This is a genomic window from Pseudomonas sp. ADAK13, assembly GCF_012935715.1.
Lineage (GTDB): Bacteria > Pseudomonadota > Gammaproteobacteria > Pseudomonadales > Pseudomonadaceae > Aquipseudomonas.
In genome coordinates this window covers 1,129,377-1,151,270 of sequence record NZ_CP052860.1, presented here as the reverse complement: position 1 = coordinate 1,151,270, position 21,894 = coordinate 1,129,377, and the positions used below count along the sequence as shown (strand labels likewise).

At 60.0% G+C, this 21,894-nt stretch carries 18 protein-coding genes; 4 read left to right on the top strand and 14 right to left on the bottom strand.

Translation table 11 applies throughout. The annotated features are described in order from the left end of the window. Positions 1 to 106 precede the first annotated feature (106 nt). The gene (locus HKK54_RS05465) at positions 107 to 787 is read left to right on the top strand and encodes a Fe2+-dependent dioxygenase (RefSeq protein WP_010175048.1); all 681 of its coding nucleotides are present in this window, start codon (positions 107 to 109) and stop codon (positions 785 to 787) included. A gap of 2 nt (positions 788 to 789) precedes the next feature. Next, complete coding sequence (locus HKK54_RS05460; protein WP_169386317.1) at positions 790 to 1,539, top strand: tetratricopeptide repeat protein; 750 nt, start codon at positions 790 to 792, stop codon at positions 1,537 to 1,539. Between the two features lie 50 nt (positions 1,540 to 1,589). On the opposite strand, the gene HKK54_RS05455 is transcribed toward HKK54_RS05460, so the two are convergent. The 5 genes from HKK54_RS05455 to HKK54_RS05435 all read right to left on the bottom strand — a co-directional run bounded on the left by HKK54_RS05455 (position 1,590) and on the right by HKK54_RS05435 (position 6,751). Continuing rightward, positions 1,590 to 2,753, bottom strand: a complete 1,164-nt coding sequence (locus HKK54_RS05455) for a type III PLP-dependent enzyme (protein ID WP_010175053.1) — start codon at positions 2,751 to 2,753, stop codon at positions 1,590 to 1,592. A 511-nt stretch (positions 2,754 to 3,264) separates the two neighbouring features. Next, positions 3,265 to 4,422, bottom strand: coding sequence for an osmoprotectant ABC transporter ATP-binding protein OsmV (locus HKK54_RS05450; protein ID WP_003215971.1), 1,158 nt, complete (start codon positions 4,420 to 4,422; stop codon positions 3,265 to 3,267). Continuing rightward, positions 4,419 to 5,072: an ABC transporter permease gene (locus tag HKK54_RS05445; protein ID WP_010175055.1), complete on the bottom strand. Its 654-nt coding sequence runs from the start codon at positions 5,070 to 5,072 to the stop codon at positions 4,419 to 4,421. The genes HKK54_RS05450 and HKK54_RS05445 overlap by 4 nt, the downstream gene beginning before the upstream one ends. 11 nt (positions 5,073 to 5,083) lie before the next feature. Then, positions 5,084 to 5,977 (bottom strand): glycine betaine ABC transporter substrate-binding protein, encoded by an 894-nt coding sequence (locus HKK54_RS05440; RefSeq protein WP_010175057.1) that lies wholly within the window; start codon positions 5,975 to 5,977, stop codon positions 5,084 to 5,086. A gap of 21 nt (positions 5,978 to 5,998) precedes the next feature. Further along, the gene (locus HKK54_RS05435; RefSeq protein ID WP_442962321.1) at positions 5,999 to 6,751 is read right to left on the bottom strand and encodes an ABC transporter permease; all 753 of its coding nucleotides are present in this window, start codon (positions 6,749 to 6,751) and stop codon (positions 5,999 to 6,001) included. A gap of 295 nt (positions 6,752 to 7,046) precedes the next feature. Here HKK54_RS05435 and HKK54_RS05430 point away from each other — a divergent pair, with 295 nt between their 5' ends. Continuing rightward, positions 7,047 to 8,630 carry a peptide chain release factor 3 gene (locus tag HKK54_RS05430; RefSeq protein WP_010175060.1) on the top strand — a complete coding sequence of 528 codons (1,584 nt, stop codon included), beginning with the start codon at positions 7,047 to 7,049 and terminating at the stop codon, positions 8,628 to 8,630. 168 nt (positions 8,631 to 8,798) lie between these two features. Continuing rightward, entirely contained in the window at positions 8,799 to 9,074 is a 276-nt protein-coding gene (locus HKK54_RS05425) for a hypothetical protein (RefSeq protein ID WP_169386316.1), read from the top strand. A gap of 113 nt (positions 9,075 to 9,187) precedes the next feature. Here HKK54_RS05425 and HKK54_RS05420 read toward each other — a convergent pair whose 3' ends face one another. From HKK54_RS05420 to HKK54_RS05380, 9 genes are all read right to left on the bottom strand, one after another. Further along, positions 9,188 to 10,159 (bottom strand): peptide ABC transporter ATP-binding protein, encoded by a 972-nt coding sequence (locus tag HKK54_RS05420; RefSeq protein ID WP_003215987.1) that lies wholly within the window; start codon positions 10,157 to 10,159, stop codon positions 9,188 to 9,190. Beyond that, on the bottom strand, positions 10,159 to 11,127 hold the full coding sequence (locus tag HKK54_RS05415; RefSeq protein ID WP_008437263.1) for an ABC transporter ATP-binding protein: 969 nt from the start codon (positions 11,125 to 11,127) through the stop codon (positions 10,159 to 10,161). The genes HKK54_RS05420 and HKK54_RS05415 overlap by 1 nt, the downstream gene beginning before the upstream one ends. Positions 11,128 to 11,137: 10 nt before the next feature. Continuing rightward, positions 11,138 to 12,049, bottom strand: a complete 912-nt coding sequence (locus tag HKK54_RS05410) for an ABC transporter permease subunit (RefSeq protein WP_010175067.1) — start codon at positions 12,047 to 12,049, stop codon at positions 11,138 to 11,140. A gap of 10 nt (positions 12,050 to 12,059) precedes the next feature. Continuing rightward, positions 12,060 to 13,070, bottom strand: a complete 1,011-nt coding sequence (locus HKK54_RS05405) for an ABC transporter permease subunit (RefSeq protein WP_003215992.1) — start codon at positions 13,068 to 13,070, stop codon at positions 12,060 to 12,062. Positions 13,071 to 13,144: 74 nt separating this feature from the next. Then, complete coding sequence (locus HKK54_RS05400) at positions 13,145 to 14,743, bottom strand: ABC transporter substrate-binding protein (protein WP_169386315.1); 1,599 nt, start codon at positions 14,741 to 14,743, stop codon at positions 13,145 to 13,147. An 81-nt stretch (positions 14,744 to 14,824) separates the two neighbouring features. Then, entirely contained in the window at positions 14,825 to 16,222 is a 1,398-nt protein-coding gene (locus tag HKK54_RS05395) for an OprD family porin (RefSeq protein WP_010175072.1), read from the bottom strand. A 172-nt stretch (positions 16,223 to 16,394) separates the two neighbouring features. Next, entirely contained in the window at positions 16,395 to 17,939 is a 1,545-nt protein-coding gene (locus HKK54_RS05390; RefSeq protein WP_442962331.1) for an ABC transporter substrate-binding protein, read from the bottom strand. A gap of 360 nt (positions 17,940 to 18,299) precedes the next feature. Then, positions 18,300 to 19,928, bottom strand: a complete 1,629-nt coding sequence (locus HKK54_RS05385) for an ABC transporter substrate-binding protein (protein WP_010175075.1) — start codon at positions 19,926 to 19,928, stop codon at positions 18,300 to 18,302. A 258-nt stretch (positions 19,929 to 20,186) separates the two neighbouring features. After that, a complete protein-coding gene (locus tag HKK54_RS05380) occupies positions 20,187 to 21,788 on the bottom strand; it encodes an ABC transporter substrate-binding protein (protein ID WP_169386313.1) in 1,602 nt (533 codons plus the stop codon). Between the last annotated feature and the right edge of the window lie 106 nt (positions 21,789 to 21,894).

Here is a 21,894-nt window from a genome sequence, read left to right as displayed (position 1 = left end):
CTTACGGTTTTTACGATCTCGTTCGTCGTTTGGCTGGGAGTGGGGTTGTGCACAGTCAATAAGAATCACTACCATTGGCGTCTCACTGTTTTCAGGTAACGCCCCCATGCTGCTGCACATTCCCGGCCTGTTCTCTCGCGAGGAAGTGCTGCGCATCCGCGAAGCCCTGGCGGAGGCCGATTGGGCCGACGGCAAAATCACTGCCGGTCATCAATCGGCCAAGGCCAAACACAACCTGCAACTGCCGGAAGGCCACCCGCTGGCAAAGGAAATCGGCGCGGCGATCCTCGATCGACTGTGGAAAAATCCTTTGTTTATGTCGGCGGCGTTACCGCACAAGGTCATCCCTCCGTTGCTCAACTGTTACACGGCGGGTGGCAGTTTCGACTTCCATATCGACAACGCTGTGCGCCAGTCCAAAGGCAGCCACGAGCGGGTGCGCACTGACCTGTCCTCCACCGTGTTTTTCAGCGACCCCGACGACTACGACGGCGGCGAGCTGGAAATCCAGGACACCTTCGGCTTGCAACGGGTCAAGTTGCCGGCGGGCGACATGGTGCTGTACCCCGGTTCCAGCCTGCACAAGGTCAACGCCGTGACCCGTGGCGCGCGTTACGCTTCGTTTTTCTGGACCCAAAGCCTGGTGCGCGAAGACAGCCAGCGCACCTTGCTGTTCGAGATGGACGGGGCGATCCAGCAACTGAGCCGGGACGTGCCCGACCACCCGGCGCTGATCCAGCTCACCGGCACCTATCACAACCTGCTGCGCCGCTGGGTTGAGGTCTGACCGTGGGCTTTTTATTGCGTCGTGAAGAAGTCCTCAACGTTGAGCAATTGCAGAGCATGCTCGACGACTCCCCGGTGCGGGCCGCCCAGGCGATTTTGATCGCGGCGAAGGAGGGCGTGGTGGATGCCCAGGCGCTGCTTGGGCAAATCCTGCTGGAAGGGCGCGGCATCGAGCGCGATGAAGCGCTGGCGGTGCGCTGGTTCCGCATCGCGGCCCAAGGCGGGCACTGGATGGCGCGCAACATGCTCGGGCGTTGCCTGGAGCATGGCTGGGGTTGCACGGCGGATGCGGTGGCGGCTGCACGGGAATATCGTTTGGCGGCAGAAGGCGGCTTGGATTGGGGGTTGTATAACTATGCCAACCTGCTGGCGACCGGGCGCGGGGTCGCCGAAAACCAAGGCCTGGCGCTGGCGTGTTATCGACAGGCAGCGGAACTGGGCCATGCCAAGTCAATGAACCTGCTGGGGCGTTATCTGGAAGAAGGGCAGTTTTGCCCCAGGGATCTGGAGGCGGCGGTGGCGTGGTATCGCCGGTCGGCGCAAGGCGGGGATTTTCGCGGGCAGTTCAGTTATGCGGCGGTGTTGGCGGATCGCGGCCAGGTCGACGCGGCGCTGGAGTGGCTGCGCAAGGCGCTGGCGGGCGGGAATCTGAAGTTCTTGCGTGTGGCGCACAAGGCGTTGTCTGCCGCCAACGACCCGCAGATTCGGGCGATGGCTGTGGCCTACCAGCGACGCACCGCCGAGCTTTCCTGAACCCACAAAAAAACCCATGACGCGTCATGGGTTTTTTGTTTGCCGCCGGCTTACAGGTAGAACGATTTCAGCGGCGGGAAGCCATTGAATTCAATCGCGCTGTAGCTGGTGGTGTACGCACCGGTGGACAACCAGTACATCCGGTCACCAATCGCCAGGTTCAGCGGCAGGCCGTACTTGTAGTTCTCGTACATGATGTCGGCGCTGTCGCAGGTCGGGCCGGCGATGACCACTTCTTCCATCTCGCCTTTCTTCTCGGTCCAGATCGGGAACTTGATGGCTTCGTCCATGGTTTCGATCAGGCCGGAGAATTTGCCCACGTCGGTGTACACCCAACGCTCGACGGCGGTACGGGATTTACGCGCAACCAATACCACTTCACTGACCAGGATCCCGGCGTTGGCGATCAACGAACGGCCCGGTTCCAGGATGATTTCCGGCAGGTCGTCGCCGAAGTCTTCCTTGAGGAAGCGGATGATTTCCTCGGCGTAGGTTTCCAGGCTGTTGGTACGGGTGATGTAGTTGGCCGGGAAGCCACCGCCCATGTTGATCAGCTTCAGGTGGATGCCGTCTTCTTCCTTCAGGCGTTCGAAGATCACTTTGACCTTGGCGATCGCCGCGTCCCACACGCTGATGTCACGCTGTTGCGAACCGACGTGGAAGGAGATGCCGTAAGGCACCAGGCCCAGGTCGCGGGCGAGGATCAGCAGGTCCATGGCCATGTCGGTCTGGCAGCCGAATTTGCGCGACAGCGGCCAGTCGGCCGTGGTCGAGCCCTCGGTCAGGATGCGCACATAGACTTTCGAGCCCGGGGCAGCCTTGGCGATGTTGCGCAGGTCGGCTTCGGAGTCGGTGGAGAACAGGCGCACGCCCTTCTCGTAGAAGTAGCGGATGTCCTTGGATTTCTTGATGGTGTTGCCGTAGCTGATACGGTCCGGGCTGACGCCGCGGTCCATGACCTTGTCCAGCTCGTAGATCGACGCGATGTCGAAGCTCGAACCTTTGTCTTTGAGCAGGTCGATGATCTCGACGGCCGGGTTGGCCTTGACGGCGTAGTACACCTTGGCGAATTCGAAACCGGCGCGCAGGTCATCGTAGGCCTGGCTGATCATCGCGGTGTCGATCACCACGAACGGGGTTTCCTGGGTATCGGCGAACGCCTTCATTTTGTCAAAAGTGGCGCGCGCGAAATAGTCTTCGACCTGGATCGACATGCTGGGAACTCCTACTGGCAAACTAAATTGATCAATGGGTGCAAATGAACGTCCTCCGTATCCCCACTTTGGTTCGCCTACTTCCCAAGGCATGTCGCCGAAAGCAAAAAGGCCATGGGATCAACCGCTTCCCTTGGCCTTGCTGTCTCGTCGTCAGTACTTGAGCCGGATGGATCGTTTCCAGCATGGACGTTCGGCGCGAACTTTAGGACGTGAGGGGCTATAGATCAACTAAAAATGTCGCGTTTTTGCACGCGTTCGTCGTGAGGCCGCCTGCAGCTACTTATGTAACCGACCGGTATGACGGATTGATGTTCCCCCGATGGGGCAATTTGAATGGGAAACTGCTGGTTAGCGAGGGCTTTTGTGGCGAGGGGGCTTGTCCCCCGTTGGGCTGCGTAGCGGCCCCCAAAACCTGCCACCGCTTTTTGTCTGAAAAAACGCGGGGAGTTAATGGGGCTGCTGCGCAGCCCAACGGGGGACAAGCCCCCTCGCCACAGAAGCAGATTTATCAGGCCAGTGCTGTCTCGGCCGGCGAAACAATGCTGGTCTTGCCCCCACGGGACTTACCGGAGCTCAGGTACTCGGCAATCGACTCCTGGGTCACTTCCCCGAGGAACACCCGCTCCGCGTCCATCACCGGCAACCACGAGCGGTTGAACTCGTACATGCGCGACAACAGGATGCGCAAATGCTCGTCATACGCCGCCGTGGCGTTGAACTCGCGCAGGTACTGGCCGCAGGTGCCGGTCTGACGGTGCAGGTCGCGACGTCGTACATAACCCAGCGCCTTGTTCTCGGCATCGGTGACCACCACGTAGCGACGGTCCAGTTCGTCCATCTGCTCCAGGGCCTCCGCCACCGGCGTCTCCGGGCTGACCGACGGCGCGTTGTCCGCCGCATCTTCGGCTTTCACCAGCAACAGGCGCTTGAGGGTGCTGTCCTGGCCAACAAAGTTGCTGACGAATTCGTCGGCAGGGTGGGCCAGCAGGGTGTCCGGGTGATCGATCTGCAGCAGCTTGCCGGCGCGGAAGATCGCGATCTTGTCGCCCAGCTTGATGGCTTCGTCGATGTCGTGGCTGACCATGATCACGGTCTTGTTCAGCGCGCGTTGCATCTCGAAGAACTCGTTCTGGATCATCTCGCGGTTGATCGGGTCGACCGCGCCGAACGGTTCATCCATCAGCAGCAGCGGGGCATCCGCCGCCAGGGCGCGGATCACGCCGATCCGCTGTTGCTGGCCACCCGACAGCTCACGCGGGTAGCGGTGCAGGTACTGCTTGGGCTCCAGCTTGATCATGCTCATCAACTCGCGGGCGCGGTCGTGGCATTTCTGCTTGTCCCAGCCCAGCAGCTTGGGCACCACCACGATGTTTTCTTCGATGGTCATGTTCGGGAACAGGCCGATCTGCTGGATCACATAGCCGATGTTGCGACGCAGGGTCACTTCGTCGAGGTCGGTGGTGTCTTCGCCATTGATCAGGATCTTGCCGGAGGTCGGCTTGATCAGGCGGTTGATCATCTTCAGCGTGGTGCTCTTGCCGCAACCCGACGGGCCGAGGAATACGCAAATCTCGCCTTCGTTGACGGTCAGGCTTACGGAATCAACGGCGGTGATGGTTTTGCCGTTGCTTTGGAAGGTCTTGGTCAGGTTTTGAAGTTCGATCATTTGAGCAGTCCTTTTGGAGTCAGCGTGCGTTGCAGCCATTGCAGAAGCAGGTCGGCGAAGATGGCCAGGAGACTGACCAGTACGGCGCCAACGATCAGCATCGACATGTCGCTGCGGCTGATGGAAGCCAGAATAAGTACACCCAGGCCACCGGCGCCGATGGTGGCGGCGATGGTCATCACACCAATGTTCATGACGACGGCGGTGCGCACACCGGCGAGGATCACCGGCACGGCAATCGGCAGTTCGACCATGCGCAGGCGCTGGCCGAAGGTCATGCCGATGCCTTTGGCGGCTTCGCGGATGCCCGGTTCCACGCCGGTGAGGGCGAGGTAGGTGTTACGCATGATGGGCAGCAGGGAGTAGAGGAACACGGCGGTGATCGCCGGCATCGGCCCCAGGCCCTGGCCGAACTTGGAGTAGAACGGCAGCAGCAGGCCGAACAAGGCAATCGACGGCACGGTCAGCAGCACCGTGGCGCTGGCTTGCAACGGGCCGGCGAGGGTCGGGAAGCGGGTCATCAGCACGCCCAGGGGCACGCCCACGACGATGGCCAGGATGACTGCGATGCCGACCAGGGTGATGTGCTGCCAGGTCAGTTGCAGGACGAGTGCCCAATCAAGATGGGAAAAGGCGTTCAGGAATTCCATGTCTTCTCCTCTTAGTTGATCGGATGCTGGCGCAGGAAATCTGCGGCCACAGCGGACGGGCTTTCATGGTCGACGTCGACCCGCGCATTCAGCTGGCGCATGGTTTCGTCGTCGAACAGCGCAGCCAGTGGCTTGAGGTCGGCGGCCAGTTGCGGGTGAGCGTCGAGGTAAACCTGACGCACCACGGGGGCTGCGGTGTAGTCCGGGAAGTAATGCTTGTCGTCATCCAGCAGCTTCAATTTGAAGGCGTTCAGGCGACCGTCGGTGGTGTAGACCAAACCGGCAAACACCTGGCCATTACGCAGCGCGGTGTACACCAGGCCGGCGTCCATCTGCCGGGTGTTCTTGCGGGTCAGGTTCATGTCGTACAGCTTGACCATGCCGGCCATGCCGTCGGAACGGTTGGCGAACTCAGTGTCCAGGGCTACCAGGCGTGTGCCCTTGGTTTTCTCGGCCAGGGCGCTGGTCAGGTCGCTGATGCTGTTGATCTGCGGGAATTCCTTGGCCACGTTCTCTGGGAGCGCCAGGGCGTAGGTGTTGCTGAATTTCGACGGGGAGAGCCAGACCAGGCCTTTTTTCGCGTCGAGTTCTTTCACTCGGGCGTAGGACTGTTCGCTGTCGAGCTTCTCGTCGACGTGGTTGTAGGCCACCAGCGACACGCCGGTGTATTCCCAGATCAGGTCCAGTTGCCCGCTTTCCTGGGCACTGCGCGCCAGGTTGCTGCCCAGGCCGCCGGTCACACGGGTGTCGTAACCCTTGGTGCGCAGGTACTGGGAGGTGATTTCGGCGAGCAGGGTCTGTTCGGTGAACACCCGGGCGCCGATGCGAATGACCGGTTTTTCAGCGGCTTGCGCAAACCCTGCGAACAGCAGGACGCAGCTCAATATCAATGTCAGTTTTTTCATGTGAATTCCTTTGCCAAAGCCTTAAGACGGACGCAACCCGCGTTCCAGCCAAAGGCGGCTGGCCATGGTCACCAGACCGTCGAGCAGCAAGGCCAGCAGCGCGGTGCACGCGGCGCCGAGCAACAGTTGCGGCTGATTGTTCAGGGCGATGCCGGGGAAGATCAGGCTGCCCAGGCTGTTGGCGCCAATCAGGAACGCCAGGGGCGCGGTACCGACGTTGATCGCCAGGGCCACGCGCACACCGCCGATGATGATCGGCACGGCGTTGGGCAGCTCGACGCGAAACAGCACCTGGCGCGGCGTCATGCCGATGCCGACGGCGGCTTCCTTGAGGGAACCTTGAACGTTTTTCAGGCCTTCATAGGTGTTGCGCACGATGGGCAGCAACGAGGCGAGGAACAGCGCGAAGATCGCGGGGCCGCTGCCGATGCCAAGGACACCGAGGGCGATGGCCAGTACGGCCAGGGGAGGGACGGTATTGCCGATGTTGAAGATCTGCATGAAGCGTTCTGCGCGCCCGACCATAGTCGGTCGGCTGAGCAGAATACCGGCGGGAATCCCTACGATCAGGGCGGCCAGCATCGAAACAAGGACGAGGATCAAGTGAGCTTGCAGGTAAAACAACAAATCGTCGCGGTACAGTTCGATCGTGTTGATGCCGATCCAGTGGACCAGCAGGGCCAGGAGAGCGACGACAACCGCTCCTCCTATCAGCCCTTTGCCATAGCGAATAGCCACAGGCGGACTCCTTTTTTCTTTTGTCGGCGAACACATTTCCGAGCGGCAATGCCATTCCTGGCTGTCGGCGAATGTGGTCGCGAATAGCAGCTCGCCCCTACCGGCAACGCGGTATGCGGTCGAGCCATGAGCGCAGCCTCGTCAGGCTAACTTGCTGATTTTTCAGCCCCTGTTACGAGTGCGGTAGCAGGGGAGTGGACGTCTCTACCTTTTAAAAGGTTCCATACTTGGCAGCAATTAGCCACCCCCAATGGGGTGAACGGTGGTCCGTCACCCCGGGTTTGCGCTATACTCGCCGCCCTTTTTTGACTCACCTGCCAGGCGATTTCCCATGACCCACCAGGCCGCCGAAGTCGCGAAACGCCGCACTTTCGCCATTATTTCCCACCCCGATGCCGGTAAAACCACCATCACCGAGAAGCTGTTGCTGATGGGCAAGGCGATCGCGGTGGCCGGCACGGTGAAATCCCGCAAATCCGACCGCCATGCCACCTCTGACTGGATGGAAATGGAAAAGCAGCGTGGTATCTCCATCACCACGTCGGTCATGCAGTTCCCGTATCGCGACCACATGATCAACCTGCTCGACACCCCGGGCCACGAAGACTTCTCCGAAGATACCTACCGCACCCTGACGGCGGTGGACTCGGCATTGATGGTCCTCGATGGCGGTAAAGGCGTTGAGCCACGGACCATCGCGCTGATGGACGTCTGCCGCCTGCGGGACACGCCGATTGTCAGCTTTATCAACAAACTCGACCGTGACATCCGCGACCCGATCGAACTGCTGGACGAAATCGAAGCCGTCCTGAAGATCAAGGCCGCGCCGATCACCTGGCCGATTGGTTGCTACCGCGACTTCAAGGGCGTGTACCACCTGGCTGACGACTACATCATCGTGTACACCGCCGGCCATGGCCATGAACGTACCGATGTGAAAATCATCGAGAAGCTCGACTCCGACGAAGCCCGCGCCCACCTGGGTGACGAGTACGACCGGTTTGTCGACCAGTTGGAACTGGTGCAGGGCGCCTGCCACGAGTTCAACCAGCAGGAGTTCCTCGACGGCCAGCTGACGCCGGTGTTCTTCGGTACCGCCCTGGGCAACTTCGGTGTCGATCACGTGCTGGACGCCGTGGTCAACTGGGCACCCAAGCCGCTGGCCCGTGTTGCCAACGAGCGTACCGTGGAGCCGGTGGAAGAGAAGTTTGCCGGCTTCGTGTTCAAGATCCAGGCGAACATGGACCCCAAGCACCGCGACCGTATCGCCTTCATGCGCATCTGCTCCGGCAAATACGAAAAAGGCATGAAGATGCGCCACGTGCGCACCGGCAAGGACGTGCGCATCGGCGACGCCCTGACCTTCTTCTCCTCCGAGCGTGAGCAACTGGAAGAGGCGTTTGCCGGCGACATCATCGGCTTGCACAACCACGGCACCATCCAGATCGGTGACACCTTCACTGAAGGCGAAGTACTGGGCTTCACCGGTATCCCGCACTTCGCCCCGGAACTGTTCCGCCGCGTACGCCTGCGTGACCCGCTGAAATCCAAGCAACTGCGCCAGGGTTTGCAGCAGTTGGCAGAAGAGGGCGCGACCCAGGTGTTCTTCCCGGAACGCAGCAACGACATCATCCTCGGCGCCGTCGGTGTGCTGCAGTTCGATGTGGTGGCCAGTCGCCTGAAAGAGGAATACAAGGTCGAATGCTCCTACGAGCCGATCACCGTGTACTCCGCGCGCTGGATCGATTGCAGCGATAAGAAGAAGCTCGAAGAGTTTAAGATCAAGGCCGTGGAAAACCTGGCGATCGACGGCGGTGGTCACTTGACCTACCTGGCCCCGACCCGGGTCAACCTGGCGCTGATGGAAGAGCGCTGGCCGGATGTGAAATTCCGCGCGACCCGCGAGCATCACTAAGGGTTGGCGACATAAGAGAGGGCGAAGCGGTGATGGCTTCGCCTTTTTCTTTGGCTGCTATCCGGGTTGTTTCATTGGCGAAAACTTCAGTTCGGGACTAGCTTGAAGCAAGGCGACGGCGGACAGCCGTCGTACGCAATTCAACTCCTGACTGGGCGGAATTCGACCATGAGTATCTTTCAACGTGTGGTGCTGTTGCTCAAAGTGCTGGTGATGTTGTCGTTGGGTATGTCTTCCGCGTGGGCCACAACGGCTGTGCAAAGCCATGGCACCGGATTTGTGGCGGCGAAGACGGTGCAGGCGGGTGGCTTGCTGCTGGCCAAGAGTGAATCCGAGCCTGGTGACGAGAACCAGGGCGGTTCCAAGGACGATGACGACGCCGAAAACCCGGACAATGACGGCGAAGACAGCGACACCTACAACGATGGCGACAGCGATACGTAAGTAACGCAGGCAAAAGAAAGCCCCGCTTACCGGACAGATGCGCTATCCGACAAGCAGGGCTGTAGAACACTGGAATGCTCTGGACTCACCCTCCAGAGCATTTTTTTTGCACGTCAGACCACAAATTGCTCCGCGTAGTGGCAAGCCACCTGGCGGTTGTCGAGTGGTCGCAGCACCGGTTCATCGGTGCTGCACAGCTGGGTCGCGTACGGGCAGCGCTTGTGGAACGCGCAGCCAGATGGCGGGTTCAACGGGTTGGGCAACTCGCCGACGATTTTGATCTTCGGTTTGTTCGGGTCCGGATGAATGGTCGGGGTCGCCGACAGCAGCGCCTGGGTGTACGGGTGCAGCGGGCGTGCGTAGATGTCTTCCTTCGGACCGACCTCCACCGGGCGGCCGAGGTACATCACCATCACGTCATCGGCGACGTGTTGCACCACCGCCAGGTTGTGGGAGATGAACACGTAGGCGGTGTTGAATTCCTGCTGCAGGTCCATGAACAGGTTCAGCACCTGGGCCTGGATCGACACGTCCAGCGCCGAGGTCGGTTCGTCCGCTACAAGCACCTTGGGTTGCAGCATCATCGCCCGGGCCAGTGCGATCCGCTGGCGCTGGCCACCGGAGAACATGTGCGGGTAGCGCTGATAATGCTCAGGGCGCAGGCCCACTTGCTTCATCATCGCCTGGACCTTTTCCCGACGCTCGGCGGCGGACAGGTTGGTGTTGATCAGCAGCGGCTCGCCCAGTTGGTCACCGACCTTCTGGCGCGGGTTCAACGAGGCGTACGGGCTCTGGAACACCATCTGCACGTCTTTGCGCAATTGCTTGCGCTGGGCCTTGTCGGCCCCGGCAACTTCTTGCCCTGCGATTTTCAGCGAGCCGGAAGACGGTTCTTCAATCAGCGTCAGGGCGCGGGCCAGGGTGGATTTGCCGCAACCGGATTCGCCCACGACCGCGAGGGTCTTGCCGGCTTCCAGTTCGAACGACACACCATTGAGCGCACGCACCAGCGCGTGGCCCTTGAACAGGCCACGGGACACTTCGTAGTGACGGGTCAGGTCGCGGGCGGTAAGTACGACGGCCATTACGCCACCTCCTGATTCAGCGGGTAGAAGCAGCGGGCGAGGCTGTTGCTTTTCGGGTCAAGGCCAGGACGCTGGGCGCGGCAGGACTCCTGCACATACGGGCAGCGTGGCGACAGCAGGCAACCTTGCGGGCGGTCATAACGGCCGGGAACAATACCCGGCAGCGTGGCCAGGCGCGTGGCGCCCAGGCTGTGCTCGGGAATCGCCTTGAGCAGCGCTTCGCTGTACGGGTGCGCCGGGATGTCGAACAACTGTGGCACCTGGCCGACTTCCACGGCCTGGCCGGCGTACATCACGCACACGCGCTGGGCGGTTTCAGCCACCACCGCGAGGTCGTGGGTGATCAGCACCAGGCCCATGTTCTGCTCTTTCTGCAAGGCCAGCAGCAGGTCCATGATCTGGGCCTGGATGGTCACGTCGAGTGCGGTGGTGGGTTCATCGGCGATCAGCAGTTTCGGCTCGCCGGCGATTGCCATGGCGATGGCCACACGCTGGCTCATACCACCGGACAGTTGGTGCGGGTAGGCATCCATACGGCTGGCTGCCCCCGGGATTTCCACCTTTTCGAGCAGTTCGATGGCACGCTTGCGCGCTTGCTTGCCGGACATTTTCAGGTGCAGGCGCAGCACTTCTTCGATCTGGAAACCCACGGTGTAGCTGGGGTTCAGTGCAGTCATCGGGTCCTGGAACACCATCGCCAGGTCTTTGCCGACGATCTGCCGACGCTGACGGTTGCTCAGCTTGAGCATGTCCTTGCCATCGAAGTTCAGGGCGTCGGCGGTGACGATGCCGGGGTGCTCGATCAGGCCCATCAGCGCCATCATGGTCACGGATTTACCCGAACCCGACTCGCCCACGATCGCCAGTACTTCGCCTTTGTCGACGGAGATGTCGAGGCCATCGACCACCGGCACGGCAGTCTTGTCGCCGAAGCGGACATTGAGATTCTTGATTTCTAGCAGTGACATGGGAATCTCCTCAGGCGGCGTTCTTGAGTTTCGGGTCCAGCGCATCGCGCAGGCCGTCGCCCATCAGGTTGATTGCCAGCACGCTGAGCAAAATGGTCAAGCCAGGCAGACTCACGACCCACCAGGCGCGTTCGATGTAGTCGCGGGCCGAGGCCAGCATGGTGCCCCACTCAGGGGTTGGCGGTTGTACGCCAAGGCCCAGGAAGCCCAGGGCTGCGGCATCGAGAATCGCCGAGGAGAAACTCAAGGTGGCCTGAACGATCAGCGGTGCCATGCAGTTTGGCAGCACGGTGACGAACATCAGGCGCGGCAGGCCGGCGCCGGCGAGGCGGGCGGCGGTCACGTAGTCACGGTTCAGTTCGCCCATCACCGCCGCGCGGGTCAGACGGACATAGGACGGCAGCGACACGATCGCAATCGCGATCACGGTGTTGATCAGGCCAGGGCCGAGGATTGCGACAATGGCCACAGCCAGCAGCAGCGACGGCAGGGCCAGCATGATGTCCATCAGACGCATGATGGTTGGGCCGAGCAGGCGCGGGAAGAAACCGGCGAACAGACCCAGCAGGATCCCCGGGATCAACGACATCACCACCGACGACAAACCGATCAGCAAGGACAGGCGCGAGCCCTGGATCAGGCGCGACAGCAGGTCACGGCCCAGCTCATCGGTACCCAACAGGAACTGGATCTGCCCGCCTTCCAGCCAGGCCGGAGGGGTCAGCAGGAAGTCACGGTATTGCTCGCTTGGGTTATGCGGAGCCACCCAGGGGGCGAAGATGGCGCAAAACACCACCAGCAACATGAACAGCAGGCCGGCAACGGCGCCCTTGTTCTTGGAAAAGGCTTGCCAGAATTCTTTGTACGGGGACGGGTACAGCAGGCTTTGATCGACTGCTACCGCGGGAGTAGGTGTGGTCATGGTCATGATCTCAGCGCTGGTGACGGATGCGTGGGTTGGCGAAGCCGTAGAGGATGTCCACCACGAAGTTCACCAGAATCACCAGGCAGGCGATTAACAGGATGCCGTTTTGCACCACGGGATAATCCCGTGCGCCAATGGCTTCGATCAGCCATTTGCCGATGCCGGGCCACGAGAAGATGGTTTCGGTCAGGACCGCACCGGCCAGCAGCGTGCCGACTTGCAAGCCGACCACGGTGAGTACCGGGATCAAGGCGTTACGCAGGCCGTGGACGAACACCACGCGCGCCGGCGACAGGCCTTTGGCCTTGGCGGTACGGATGTAGTCTTCGCGCAGCACTTCGAGCATCGACGAACGGGTCATCCGCGCGATCACGGCCAGCGGGATGGTGCCGAGCACGATGGCCGGCAGGATCAGGTGGTGCAAGGCATCCCAGAACGCGTCCGGCTCGTCAGCCAGCAGGGTGTCGATCAGCATGAAGCCGGTGCGCGGCTCGATGTCGTAGAGCAGGTCGATCCGCCCGGACACGGGCGTCCAGCCCAGGCTGACGGAGAAGAACATGATCAGGATCAGGCCCCACCAGAAGATCGGCATCGAATATCCCGCCAGGGAGATGCCCATCACCCCATGGTCGAACAGGGATCCTCGCTTCAAGGCCGCGATCACCCCGGCTAACAGCCCCAGGATGCCGGCGAACAACAGGGCGGCCATGGACAGTTCCAGGGTCGCCGGGAAAAGGGCGGTGAATTCAGTCCACACGCTGGTACGGGTGCGCAGGGATTCGCCGAGGTCGCCGTGGGCGAGCTTGCCGACATAATCCAGGTATTGCGCATAAAGCGGTTTATTCAGACCAAGGCGTTCCATTGCCTGAGCGTGCATCTCGGGGTCGACTCGTCGTTCGCCCATCATGACTTCGACGGGGTCGCCAGGGATCATGCGAATCAACGCGAACGTCAGCAAGGTGATGCCGAAAAACGTGGGGATCAGTAACCCCAATCGGCGGGCAATAAAACTAAACATCTTGTTGTGTACCTCAATCAGCCGGTTAGGCAGGTTCGGCACCGTCAATGTCGACGGTGCCGAGCGTTTCTTATCTACTTCACCTGGGTGGTGGCGAAGTTATTTGTAGTCAGAGGGCTTTGGGTATAACCCTCGACGTTTTTACGCATGGCGGTAAACATTTTCGGGTAAGCCATGGGAATCCATGGTTGGTCCTTGTCGAAAACGTCCATGGCTTGTTCATAGAGTGCAGCGCGCTGTGCGGGTTCAGCGATGGCGCGTGCCTTGTCGATCAAGTCTTGAAACTCTTTGTTACACCAGCGGGCGTAGTTTTCGCCGTTTTTCGCTGCATCGCAACTCAAGTTCGGGGTGAGGAAGTTATCCGGGTCCCCGTTATCCCCCGCCCAGCCGGCGGAGACCATGTCATGTTCGCCATTCTTGGCGCGCTTGAGCATTTCGCCCCATTCCATGACCTTGATGTTCACTTTCAGGCCGATTTGCGCCAAATCCGCCTGCATGCGCTGGGCGCCGAGCATCGGGTTGGGGTTGGTCGGGCCGCCACCATTGCGGGTGAACAGGGTGATCTCGGTGCCTTCCGGTACACCGGCTTCCTTGAGCAGGGCGCGGGCCTTGTCGAGGTCGCGGGGCGGGTTCTTCAGCTTGTCGCTGAAGCCCAGCAAGGTGGGTGGGTAAGGCCCGGTGGCGTCGACTGCGTTGCCTTTGCCGTACAGGGACTCGTTGTAGCCTTTCTTGTCGAACGCGATGTTGATCGCGTGACGCACCCGGGCGTCGCTCATGTACTTGTGGGTGGTGTTCATGGCGGTGTAAGCGGTGGTCATCGCCGCCAGTTCCGCGACCTTCAGGTTCGGGTCGGCCTTCATGCTCGGCACGTCATCCGGTTTTGGATACAGCGCGATCTGGCATTCGTTGGCCTTGAGCTTTTGCAGGCGCACGTTGTTGTCGGTGGTGATGGCCAGGATCAGCGGATCGGCCGGCGGCTTGCCACGGAAGTAGTCCGGGTTGGCCTTGAAGCGCACTTGGGCGTCTTTGGCGTAGCGGGTGAAGATGAACGGGCCGGTGCCGATGGGCTTGGCGTTCAGGTCATCGGTCTTGCCGGACTTGAGCAACTGGTCGGCGTATTCGGCGGAGTGGATCGAGGAAAACGCCATGGCCAGGTCGGCCAGGAACGGTGCTTCAGGGCGGGTCAGGGTGAAGACCACGGTGTGGTCGTCGGTCTTCTCTACGCTCTTGAGCAGTTCCTTGAAGCCCATGCTTTCAAAGTACGGGTAGCCCACGTTGGACTTTTTGTGCCAAGGGTGTTTCGGGTCCAGCTGGCGCTGGAAGCTCCAGAGCACGTCGTCGGCGTTCAGGTTGCGCGTGGGTTTGAAGTAGTCGGTGGTGTGGAACTTGATGTCGTCGCGCAGGTGAAAGGTGTAGGTCAGGCCATCGGCACTGATTTCCGGCAGGTCCTTGGCGAGCGCCGGGATCACTTCGGTGGTGCCGGGCTTGAAGTCCACCAGGCGGTTGAACATGGTTTCAGCCGCGGCGTCAGCGGTGACAGCCGTGGTGTACAGGACCGGATCGAAACCTTCCGGGCTGGCTTCGGTGCAGACGACCAACGGTTTGGCCGAGATGCCGACCGCGACGCTCAACAGCGCAGCGGCAATGGCAGCTTGTAACGGGAGCATTTTCATCTAAGAGCCCTCTGCAATCGATTGGACCAGACAAGCGTAAGCGGCAGGCTCGTCCTGAGCCTGCCGCTTACCTGGCGCTGATTAAAGAATGTTGAACGGGATGGTGGTCACCAGGCGGAACTCACGCAGGTTGCCGTCAGCCTGGTTGGCGCTGGCACGGTGAGTCACGTAGGTCCCACGAATGGTGGTGGCCTTGAGTGCGCCGCTCTGAATCGCATAGGAAGTACCCACGCCATATTCCTGGTGTTTCTCGCCGTCCTGGGCCTGAATGCCGTTGTAGGCAAAGCCTGCGCGGCCGCCGTCGCCGGTGTAGTGAGTACCGTCGATACCCCAGCCACGCGCCGAGTAGATGTTGAACTTCAGGCCTGGCACGCCGTATTCGGCCATGTTGATGCCGTAGGCAATCTGGAAGGACTTCTCGTTCGGACCGTTAAAGTCGGACGTCAGGGAGTTGGCCAGGTAGATACCGTTGGTTTCGTGCAGGTAGTCGAAGTACTCGTCACCGTTCACGGCCTGGTAGGAGAAGGTCAGGCTATGAGCCTGGTGGGTCAGGCCGAACGACAGCGAGTAGGTGTCGTTGTCGATCTTGCCCATCAACTTTTTGCCTTCGTCGACGGTTTTGTAGTAGTTCAGGCCGGTGGTCAGGGACAGGGTCTGGCTGTCACCCAGTTCGTGGGTAGCACCGAAGTAGTACTGGTTCCAGAAGTCTTCCACGTTGGCGGCGAACAGGCTGGTCTTCAGGCTCTTGAACGGCTGGTAGTTGACGCCCAGGGTGTTGACCTTGTCGGTTTCCTGACGGCCATTGCCGTATTCAGTGCGGAATTTCGACAGGCTCTGCTCGGTCCGTGGCGAAACGCGGTCAAACACGCCGCCCTGGAACGACAGGTTGCTGAACTCTTCGCTGTTGAAGCTCACACCTTCGAAGCTCGAAGGCAGCGCACGGTTACCGATGGTGTCGATAATGCCGCTGCTGAAGTTCTGGCGACCGGCGGTCAAGGTGGTGTTCGAGACACGGAACTTGACGTTGGCCAGGCCCAGTTTGCTCCACTGGTCTACGGCGTCGCCGTCGGAGTCGGCCAGGGTACGGTTGGAGCCGCCCTTGATGTCACGCTTGCTACGGTCCAGGACCAGAGCGTTGTAGACCGCCACTTCAGTGCTCACGCCAACGGTGCCCTGGGTGAAACCCGAGGTAGCGTTGAGGATGGTGCCTTGCACCCAGTTGGTACGGTAGTTGTCAGTACGGGCTTCGCCGTGCTTCTGGTAGGTGAACTTGCTGCCACGGAAGCGCTGTTCGTTGGAGAACCAGTTACGGGTTGTGCCGCCCAGGCTTGCTCCATCGATAAAGCCTTTGGCCTCGCTTTGGGCGCTGGTGCCGGCCAGTGTGGTTGGAACGAAGTCCTGGCTTGCAGGTTCAGCGTAGGCGGTGGCCGTGATGCTGCTGATGGCCAGGGCCAGTAGCGCGGTGCTGCTCAGTTTCATGGGTGAAGCTCCTTTGGTTCTCTTTTTTAATGCCGGTCTTTTTAGGTGAACCGGCTATTGGGTGTGTAACTCTTTCAAGCCTTTGCAAACGTTTGCCCTTGGGTAAAACCCGAAATAAGGCTGCACGTTTGCAGCAAGGTGAATGCTCACCCTGCGCAATCCGGTTATCTTTTTATGGGGTGATACTGACGCCCGAGAACACGTTGCGGCCGAAGGGGCTGACTTTGAAACCTTCGACTTTGGCGCTTAACGGCTGGTTAACCGTCGAGTGGGCGACTGGCGTGATCGGCACCTGTGCTTTAAGCAGTTGCTGCGCCTGTTTGTACAGAACAGTCCTTTGTTCGCGGTCGGTCACGACCTTGGCTTGCTTGATCAGCTTGTCGTACGCCGGGTCACACCACATGGAGTAGTTGTTCCCGCCGATGGCGTCGCAGCTGTAGAGGGTGCCCAGCCAGTTGTCCGGGTCACCGTTGTCACCGGTCCAGCCAATCAGGCTGACATCGTGCTCGCCATTCTTGGTGCGCTTGATGTACTCGCCCCATTCATAGCTGACGATCTTGACCTTGAGGCCAATCCTGGCCCAATCGCTTTGCAGCATTTCAGCCATCAGCTTGGCGTTGGGGTTGTACGGCCGTTGCACCGGCATCGCCCACAGGGTGATTTCGGTACCTTCCTTCACGCCGGCAGCCTTGAGCAGTTCCTTGGCTTTTTCCGGGTTGTAGGCGGCGTCCTTGATGGTGTCGTCGTAAGACCACTGGGTCGGCGGCATGGCGTTGACCGCCAGTTGCCCCGCGCCCTGGTACACGGCGTTGAGAATGCTTTGCTTGTTCACCGCCATGTCCAGGGCCTGGCGCACTTCGAGCTGGTCGAAGGGCTTGTGCCGCACGTTATAGGCGATGTAGCCCAGGTTGAAGCCTGGCTTGGTCAGCAGTTGCAGGTTCGGGTCGGCCTTCAGGGCTTCGACGTCGGCCGGGCGCGGGTGCAGGGTGATCTGGCATTCGCCGGCCTTGAGCTTTTGCACCCGTACCGACGCGTCGGTGTTGATCGCAAAAATCAGCTGGTCGAGCTTCACGCGGCTCGGGTCCCAGTACTGTTTGTTGCCGGTGTAGCGGATCTGCGAATCTTTCTGATAACGCTGGAACACGAACGGCCCGGTGCCGATCGGCTTCTGGTTGATGTCGCTGGGCTTGCCGGTCTTGAGCAAATGGTCGGCGTATTCAGCCGACAGGATCGAGGCGAAGCTCATGGCGATGTTCTGGATAAACGCGGCGTCGACCGTGTTCAGGGTCATCACCACGGTATGCGGGTCGGTTTTCTCGACCTTGGCGATATTCTTGTTCAGGCTCATCCCGTTGAAGTACGGAAACTCGGTGGGGTAGGCCTTGCGGAACGGGTGTTCGGGGTCAAGCATGCGATTGAAGGTGAACAGCACGTCGTCGGCGTTGAAATCACGCGTCGGCTTGAAGTCCTTGTTGCTGTGGAATTTCACCCCTTCGCGCAGGTGGAAGGTGTAGGTCAGGCCGTCTTCGGAAATATCCCAACGGGTTGCCAGGCCCGGAACGACATTGGTCGCGCCTTTTTCAAACTCGGCCAAGCGGTTGTAGATAGGCTCGGCGGCGTCGTTATCGGTGGCCGTCGTGTATTGCGCGGTGTCGAAGCCAGCCGGGCTGCCTTCGGAGCAAAACACCAGGCTCTTTTTCTCGGCAGCCTGGCCCATCGAGGCCACAGCCAACAGGCTGGTGCCAAATATCGCGGATAGAACGGTGGTATGGCGCATGACAATCCCGATCCTTGTTTGTTGTTTTCGTCAGTGAGCAATCGCAAGGCCTTGGCCCTGCGACAACACTGATCCCACAACGGCAGTTGCCTCACAGAGACGATGCGTCTGCCGTGCCACGACGTTATGGGTCGGGAGCCGGGCAGTAAATGCAACGAATCTGACAGACCTTGTAGGCAATGGAACCGCGATTCGCAGTTCGCTGCCGTAGGACGGCAGCGTGTGCGGAGGTGGTCTGTTTCCTACGGTCTTGGCGGATGCAATAACGGCGACGTTATGAAACGTCGCCGCCAGAGACCCTTACTTGCCGCTTACGCTCACACCGTAGAAGGAGTTCAAGCCAAACGGGCTGATCTTGAAGTCCTGCACGTTGTTGCGCATGGGTTGATACACCGTCGAGTGCGCGATAGGTGTCATCGGGACTGCATCTTTGAGGATATGTTGCGCCTGCTTGTACAGCTCGGTGCGTTTGGCTACGTCGGAAGTCGCCTTGGCTTCTTTCACGATGCCGTCGAATTTCTTGTCGCACCACTTGGAGAAGTTGTTGCCGGCCAGGGAATCGCAGCCGAACAGCACGTTCAGCCAGTTGTCCGGGTCACCATTGTCGCCGCTCCAGCCAATGATCATGGCCTGGTTCTCGCCGCCTTTGGAACGCTTGATGTACTCGCCCCACTCGTAGCTGACGATGTTCACTTTCAGGCCGATCTGTTTCCAGTCGTTCTGCAGCATCTCAGCCATCAGCTTGGCGTTCGGGTTGTACGGACGCTGGACCGGCATCGCCCACAGGGTGATCTCGGTACCTTCCTTGACGCCGGCTTCCTTGAGCAAGGCCTTGGCCTTGGTCACATCAAACGGGGCGTCCTTGATGGTGGTGTCGTAGGACCACTGGGTAGGCGGCATGGCGTTGACAGCCAGTTGGCCTGCACCCTGGTAGACCGAGTCGATGATCTGCTGCTTGTTCACCGACATGTCCAGAGCCTCACGCACGCGCAGGTCAGACAGCGGGTTCGGTGCGGTCTGGCCCTTGAGGACCGGCATGACGTTGTAGGCGATGTAGCCCAGGTTGAAACCGGCCTGGTGCGGCAGTTTCAGGTCCTTGTCTTCACCCAGCGCCTTGAGGTCGGCCGGACGCGGGAACAGGGTTACCTGGCATTCGTTTTTCTTCAGCTTCTGGATGCGCACCGACGGGTCGGTGGTGATGGCGAAGATCAGGTTGTCGATCTTCACGTCTTCAGGCTTCCAGTAATCCTTGTTGCCGGTGTAACGGATGTTGGAGTCTTTCTGGTAGCTCTTGAATACGAACGGACCAGTGCCGATTGGCTTCTGGTTGATGTCCTGTGCCTTGCCTTCCTTCAACAGCTGGGCGGCGTATTCAGCCGACTGGATGGAGGCGAAGCTCATTGCCAGGTTCTGGATAAAGGCGGCGTCCACGGTGCCAAGGGTGAACTTGACGGTGTGGGCATCGACTTTCTCGATGTTCTTGATGTTGGTGTCCATACCCATGTCCGTGAAGTACGGGAACTCGGTTGGGTAGGCTTTGCGGAACGGATCATCTTTGTTGATCATCCGGTTGAACGTGAACAGTACGTCGTCAGCCGAAAATTCACGAGTTGGCTTGAAGTACGGGGTGGTGTGGAACTTGACGCCTTCACGAAGGTGGAAGGTGTAGGTCAGGCCATCCGGGGAAACGTCCCAGGTGGTGGCCAGCCCAGGAACAACAGCGGTGCCGCCGCGCTCAAACTGGGTCAGACGATTGAACATGGTCTCGGCCGAAGCATCGAAGTCTGTTCCGGTGGTGTACTGGCCTGGATCAAAGCCGGCCGGGCTCCCTTCGGAGCAGAACACCAGGTTGCTCGCCGCTTGGGCGAAAGGTGCAGCAGCCATTAAACCGGCGCTGACTAATAACGGAATGACTGCGTGTTTAAGCATGTTGGCCTCATGATTTGTTGTCATTTTTGGTAGTGAGGGCGACCTCGTGAGTCGACCTGCGGATACTTATGCAGGGCCCATACCCAATGCAAGATGTTGAGAGCCTACAACGGCTAAACAGTGGTACGAACGTACACGAATGTCGCATATGTGTAAGTTCAGACACATTTACGCACTTTTGAGGGTTTTTTTCGGTGCGAGACGCGCACCATGAATGCCCAACCGAGGCGTCTGGTGCACTCGGTTGGGGCGCGGCTGTTACTTATTCAGACTGACGCCATAGAACGGTGTGAGTCCAAATGGACTGATCTTGAAGTCCTGTACTTCCTTTCGCAGGGGCTGGAAAACCGTCGAGTTTGCAATAGGCGTTATAGGTACTTGTTCCTTAAGGATTTTTTGCGCCTGTTGATACCACTTGATGCGCTGCTCGCGGTCGCTCCTGACCTTGGCCTGCTGCACCAGCTTGTCGTAGGCGGGGTTACACCATTTTGCATAGTTGCTGCCCTTCACCGCAGCACAACTGTAGAGCACGCCGAGCCAGTTATCCGGGTCACCGTTGTCGCCGGTCCAGCCGTAAATCATCACGTCATGCTCGCCGGCTTTGGCGCGTTTGATGTATTCGCCCCACTCATAGCTGACGATATTGGCCTTGATGCCGATCTTTTCCCAATCCTGCTGGATCATCTGCGCCGACATGCGGGCGTTGGGATTGGAAGCGCGTTGTACGGTCATCGCCCACAGGTTGATGGTGGTACCTGGTGCAACCCCTGCTTCTTTTAGTAGCGCCCGCGCCTTGGCCGGATCGTAGGGCGCGTCCTTGATGGTGGGGTCATAAGACCACTGGGCCGGAGGCAGCGCGTTCTGCGCCAATTGTCCGGCGCTCTGGTACACCGCCTTGATGATGGCCGGCTTGTCGATGGCCATGTCCAGCGCCTGGCGCACCTTGAGTTGGTCCAGCGGCGGGTGGGTCACGTTGTAGGCGAGAAAGCCCAGGTTGAAGCCGGCTTGCTGAAGAACCCGCAGGTTCGGATCCTGCTTCATCACGTCAATGTCGGAGGGGCGCGGGTAACCGCTGACCTGGCACTCGCCGGCCTTGAGCTTTTGCAGGCGCACCGCAGCGTCCGGGGTGATCGAGAACACCAGGTTGTCGAGCTTCACATCTTCGGGCTTCCAATACTGTTTGTTGGCGCTGTAGCGAATCTGCGAATCCTTCTGGTAGCGCTTGAACACGAACGGCCCGGTGCCGACGGGCTTCTGGTTGATGTCGGCGGCCTTGCCTTCCTTGAGCAACTGCGCGGCGTATTCGGCGGACTGCACCGAGGCGAAGCTCATGGCCAGGTTCTGCACGAAGGAGGCGTCGACGTTGTTCAGGTTGAAGCGCACCGTGTGCTCGTCAAGTTTTTCGACGTTCTTGATCGTGGTGTTCAAGCCCATGTCGGTGAAGTACGGCGACTCCGACGGGTAGGCCCTGCGGAACGCATTCTCGGGGTCGAGCAGGCGCTGGAAGGTGAACAACACGTCATCGGCGTTGAAGTCGCGGGTCGGGGTGAAATAGTCGGTGGTGTGGAACTTGACGCCATCGCGCAGGTGGAAGGTGTAGGTCAGGCCGTCTTTGGACACGTCCCAACTGGTCGCCAGGCCCGGTTCGACTTCGGTGCCGCCGCGCTTGAACTGGGTCAGGCGGTTGAACACGGTTTCGGCGGAGGCATCAAAATCGGTGCCGCTGGTGTACTGGCTGGGGTCGAAGCCGGCGGGGCTGGCTTCGGAGCAGTAGACCAGGGTGCTGGCCGCCTGGGCTATCGGCATAAAGGCGAGCAGGCCGGCAGCGAGGAGGAGCGGTTTTAAGGCGATTCTTTCCATGGAGACCCCTGAGATGGCAGCTAAAGGCTGCCCAAACGAAAACGGCGGTCACCGAGATTACCGCCGTTCCAGTTATTCAGGTAGAGACAGGCGCAGGCATTACAGG

Coding starts and splice junctions, on each gene's coding strand:
- HKK54_RS05465 (WP_010175048.1), top strand. CDS start 107: ATGCTGCTGCACATTCCCGGCCTGTTCTCTCGCGAGGAAGTGCTGCGC.
- HKK54_RS05455 (WP_010175053.1), bottom strand. CDS start 2,753: ATGTCGATCCAGGTCGAAGACTATTTCGCGCGCGCCACTTTTGACAAA.
- HKK54_RS05450 (WP_003215971.1), bottom strand. CDS start 4,422: ATGATCGAACTTCAAAACCTGACCAAGACCTTCCAAAGCAACGGCAAA.
- HKK54_RS05445 (WP_010175055.1), bottom strand. CDS start 5,072: ATGGAATTCCTGAACGCCTTTTCCCATCTTGATTGGGCACTCGTCCTG.
- HKK54_RS05440 (WP_010175057.1), bottom strand. CDS start 5,977: ATGAAAAAACTGACATTGATATTGAGCTGCGTCCTGCTGTTCGCAGGG.
- HKK54_RS05435 (WP_442962321.1), bottom strand. CDS start 6,751: ATGTGTTCGCCGACAAAAGAAAAAAGGAGTCCGCCTGTGGCTATTCGC.
- HKK54_RS05430 (WP_010175060.1), top strand. CDS start 7,047: ATGACCCACCAGGCCGCCGAAGTCGCGAAACGCCGCACTTTCGCCATT.
- HKK54_RS05425 (WP_169386316.1), top strand. CDS start 8,799: ATGAGTATCTTTCAACGTGTGGTGCTGTTGCTCAAAGTGCTGGTGATG.
- HKK54_RS05420 (WP_003215987.1), bottom strand. CDS start 10,159: ATGGCCGTCGTACTTACCGCCCGCGACCTGACCCGTCACTACGAAGTG.
- HKK54_RS05415 (WP_008437263.1), bottom strand. CDS start 11,127: ATGTCACTGCTAGAAATCAAGAATCTCAATGTCCGCTTCGGCGACAAG.
- HKK54_RS05410 (WP_010175067.1), bottom strand. CDS start 12,049: ATGACCACACCTACTCCCGCGGTAGCAGTCGATCAAAGCCTGCTGTAC.
- HKK54_RS05405 (WP_003215992.1), bottom strand. CDS start 13,070: ATGTTTAGTTTTATTGCCCGCCGATTGGGGTTACTGATCCCCACGTTT.
- HKK54_RS05400 (WP_169386315.1), bottom strand. CDS start 14,743: ATGAAAATGCTCCCGTTACAAGCTGCCATTGCCGCTGCGCTGTTGAGC.
- HKK54_RS05395 (WP_010175072.1), bottom strand. CDS start 16,222: ATGAAACTGAGCAGCACCGCGCTACTGGCCCTGGCCATCAGCAGCATC.
- HKK54_RS05390 (WP_442962331.1), bottom strand. CDS start 17,939: ATGGGCCAGGCTGCCGAGAAAAAGAGCCTGGTGTTTTGCTCCGAAGGC.
- HKK54_RS05385 (WP_010175075.1), bottom strand. CDS start 19,928: ATGCTTAAACACGCAGTCATTCCGTTATTAGTCAGCGCCGGTTTAATG.
- HKK54_RS05380 (WP_169386313.1), bottom strand. CDS start 21,788: ATGGAAAGAATCGCCTTAAAACCGCTCCTCCTCGCTGCCGGCCTGCTC.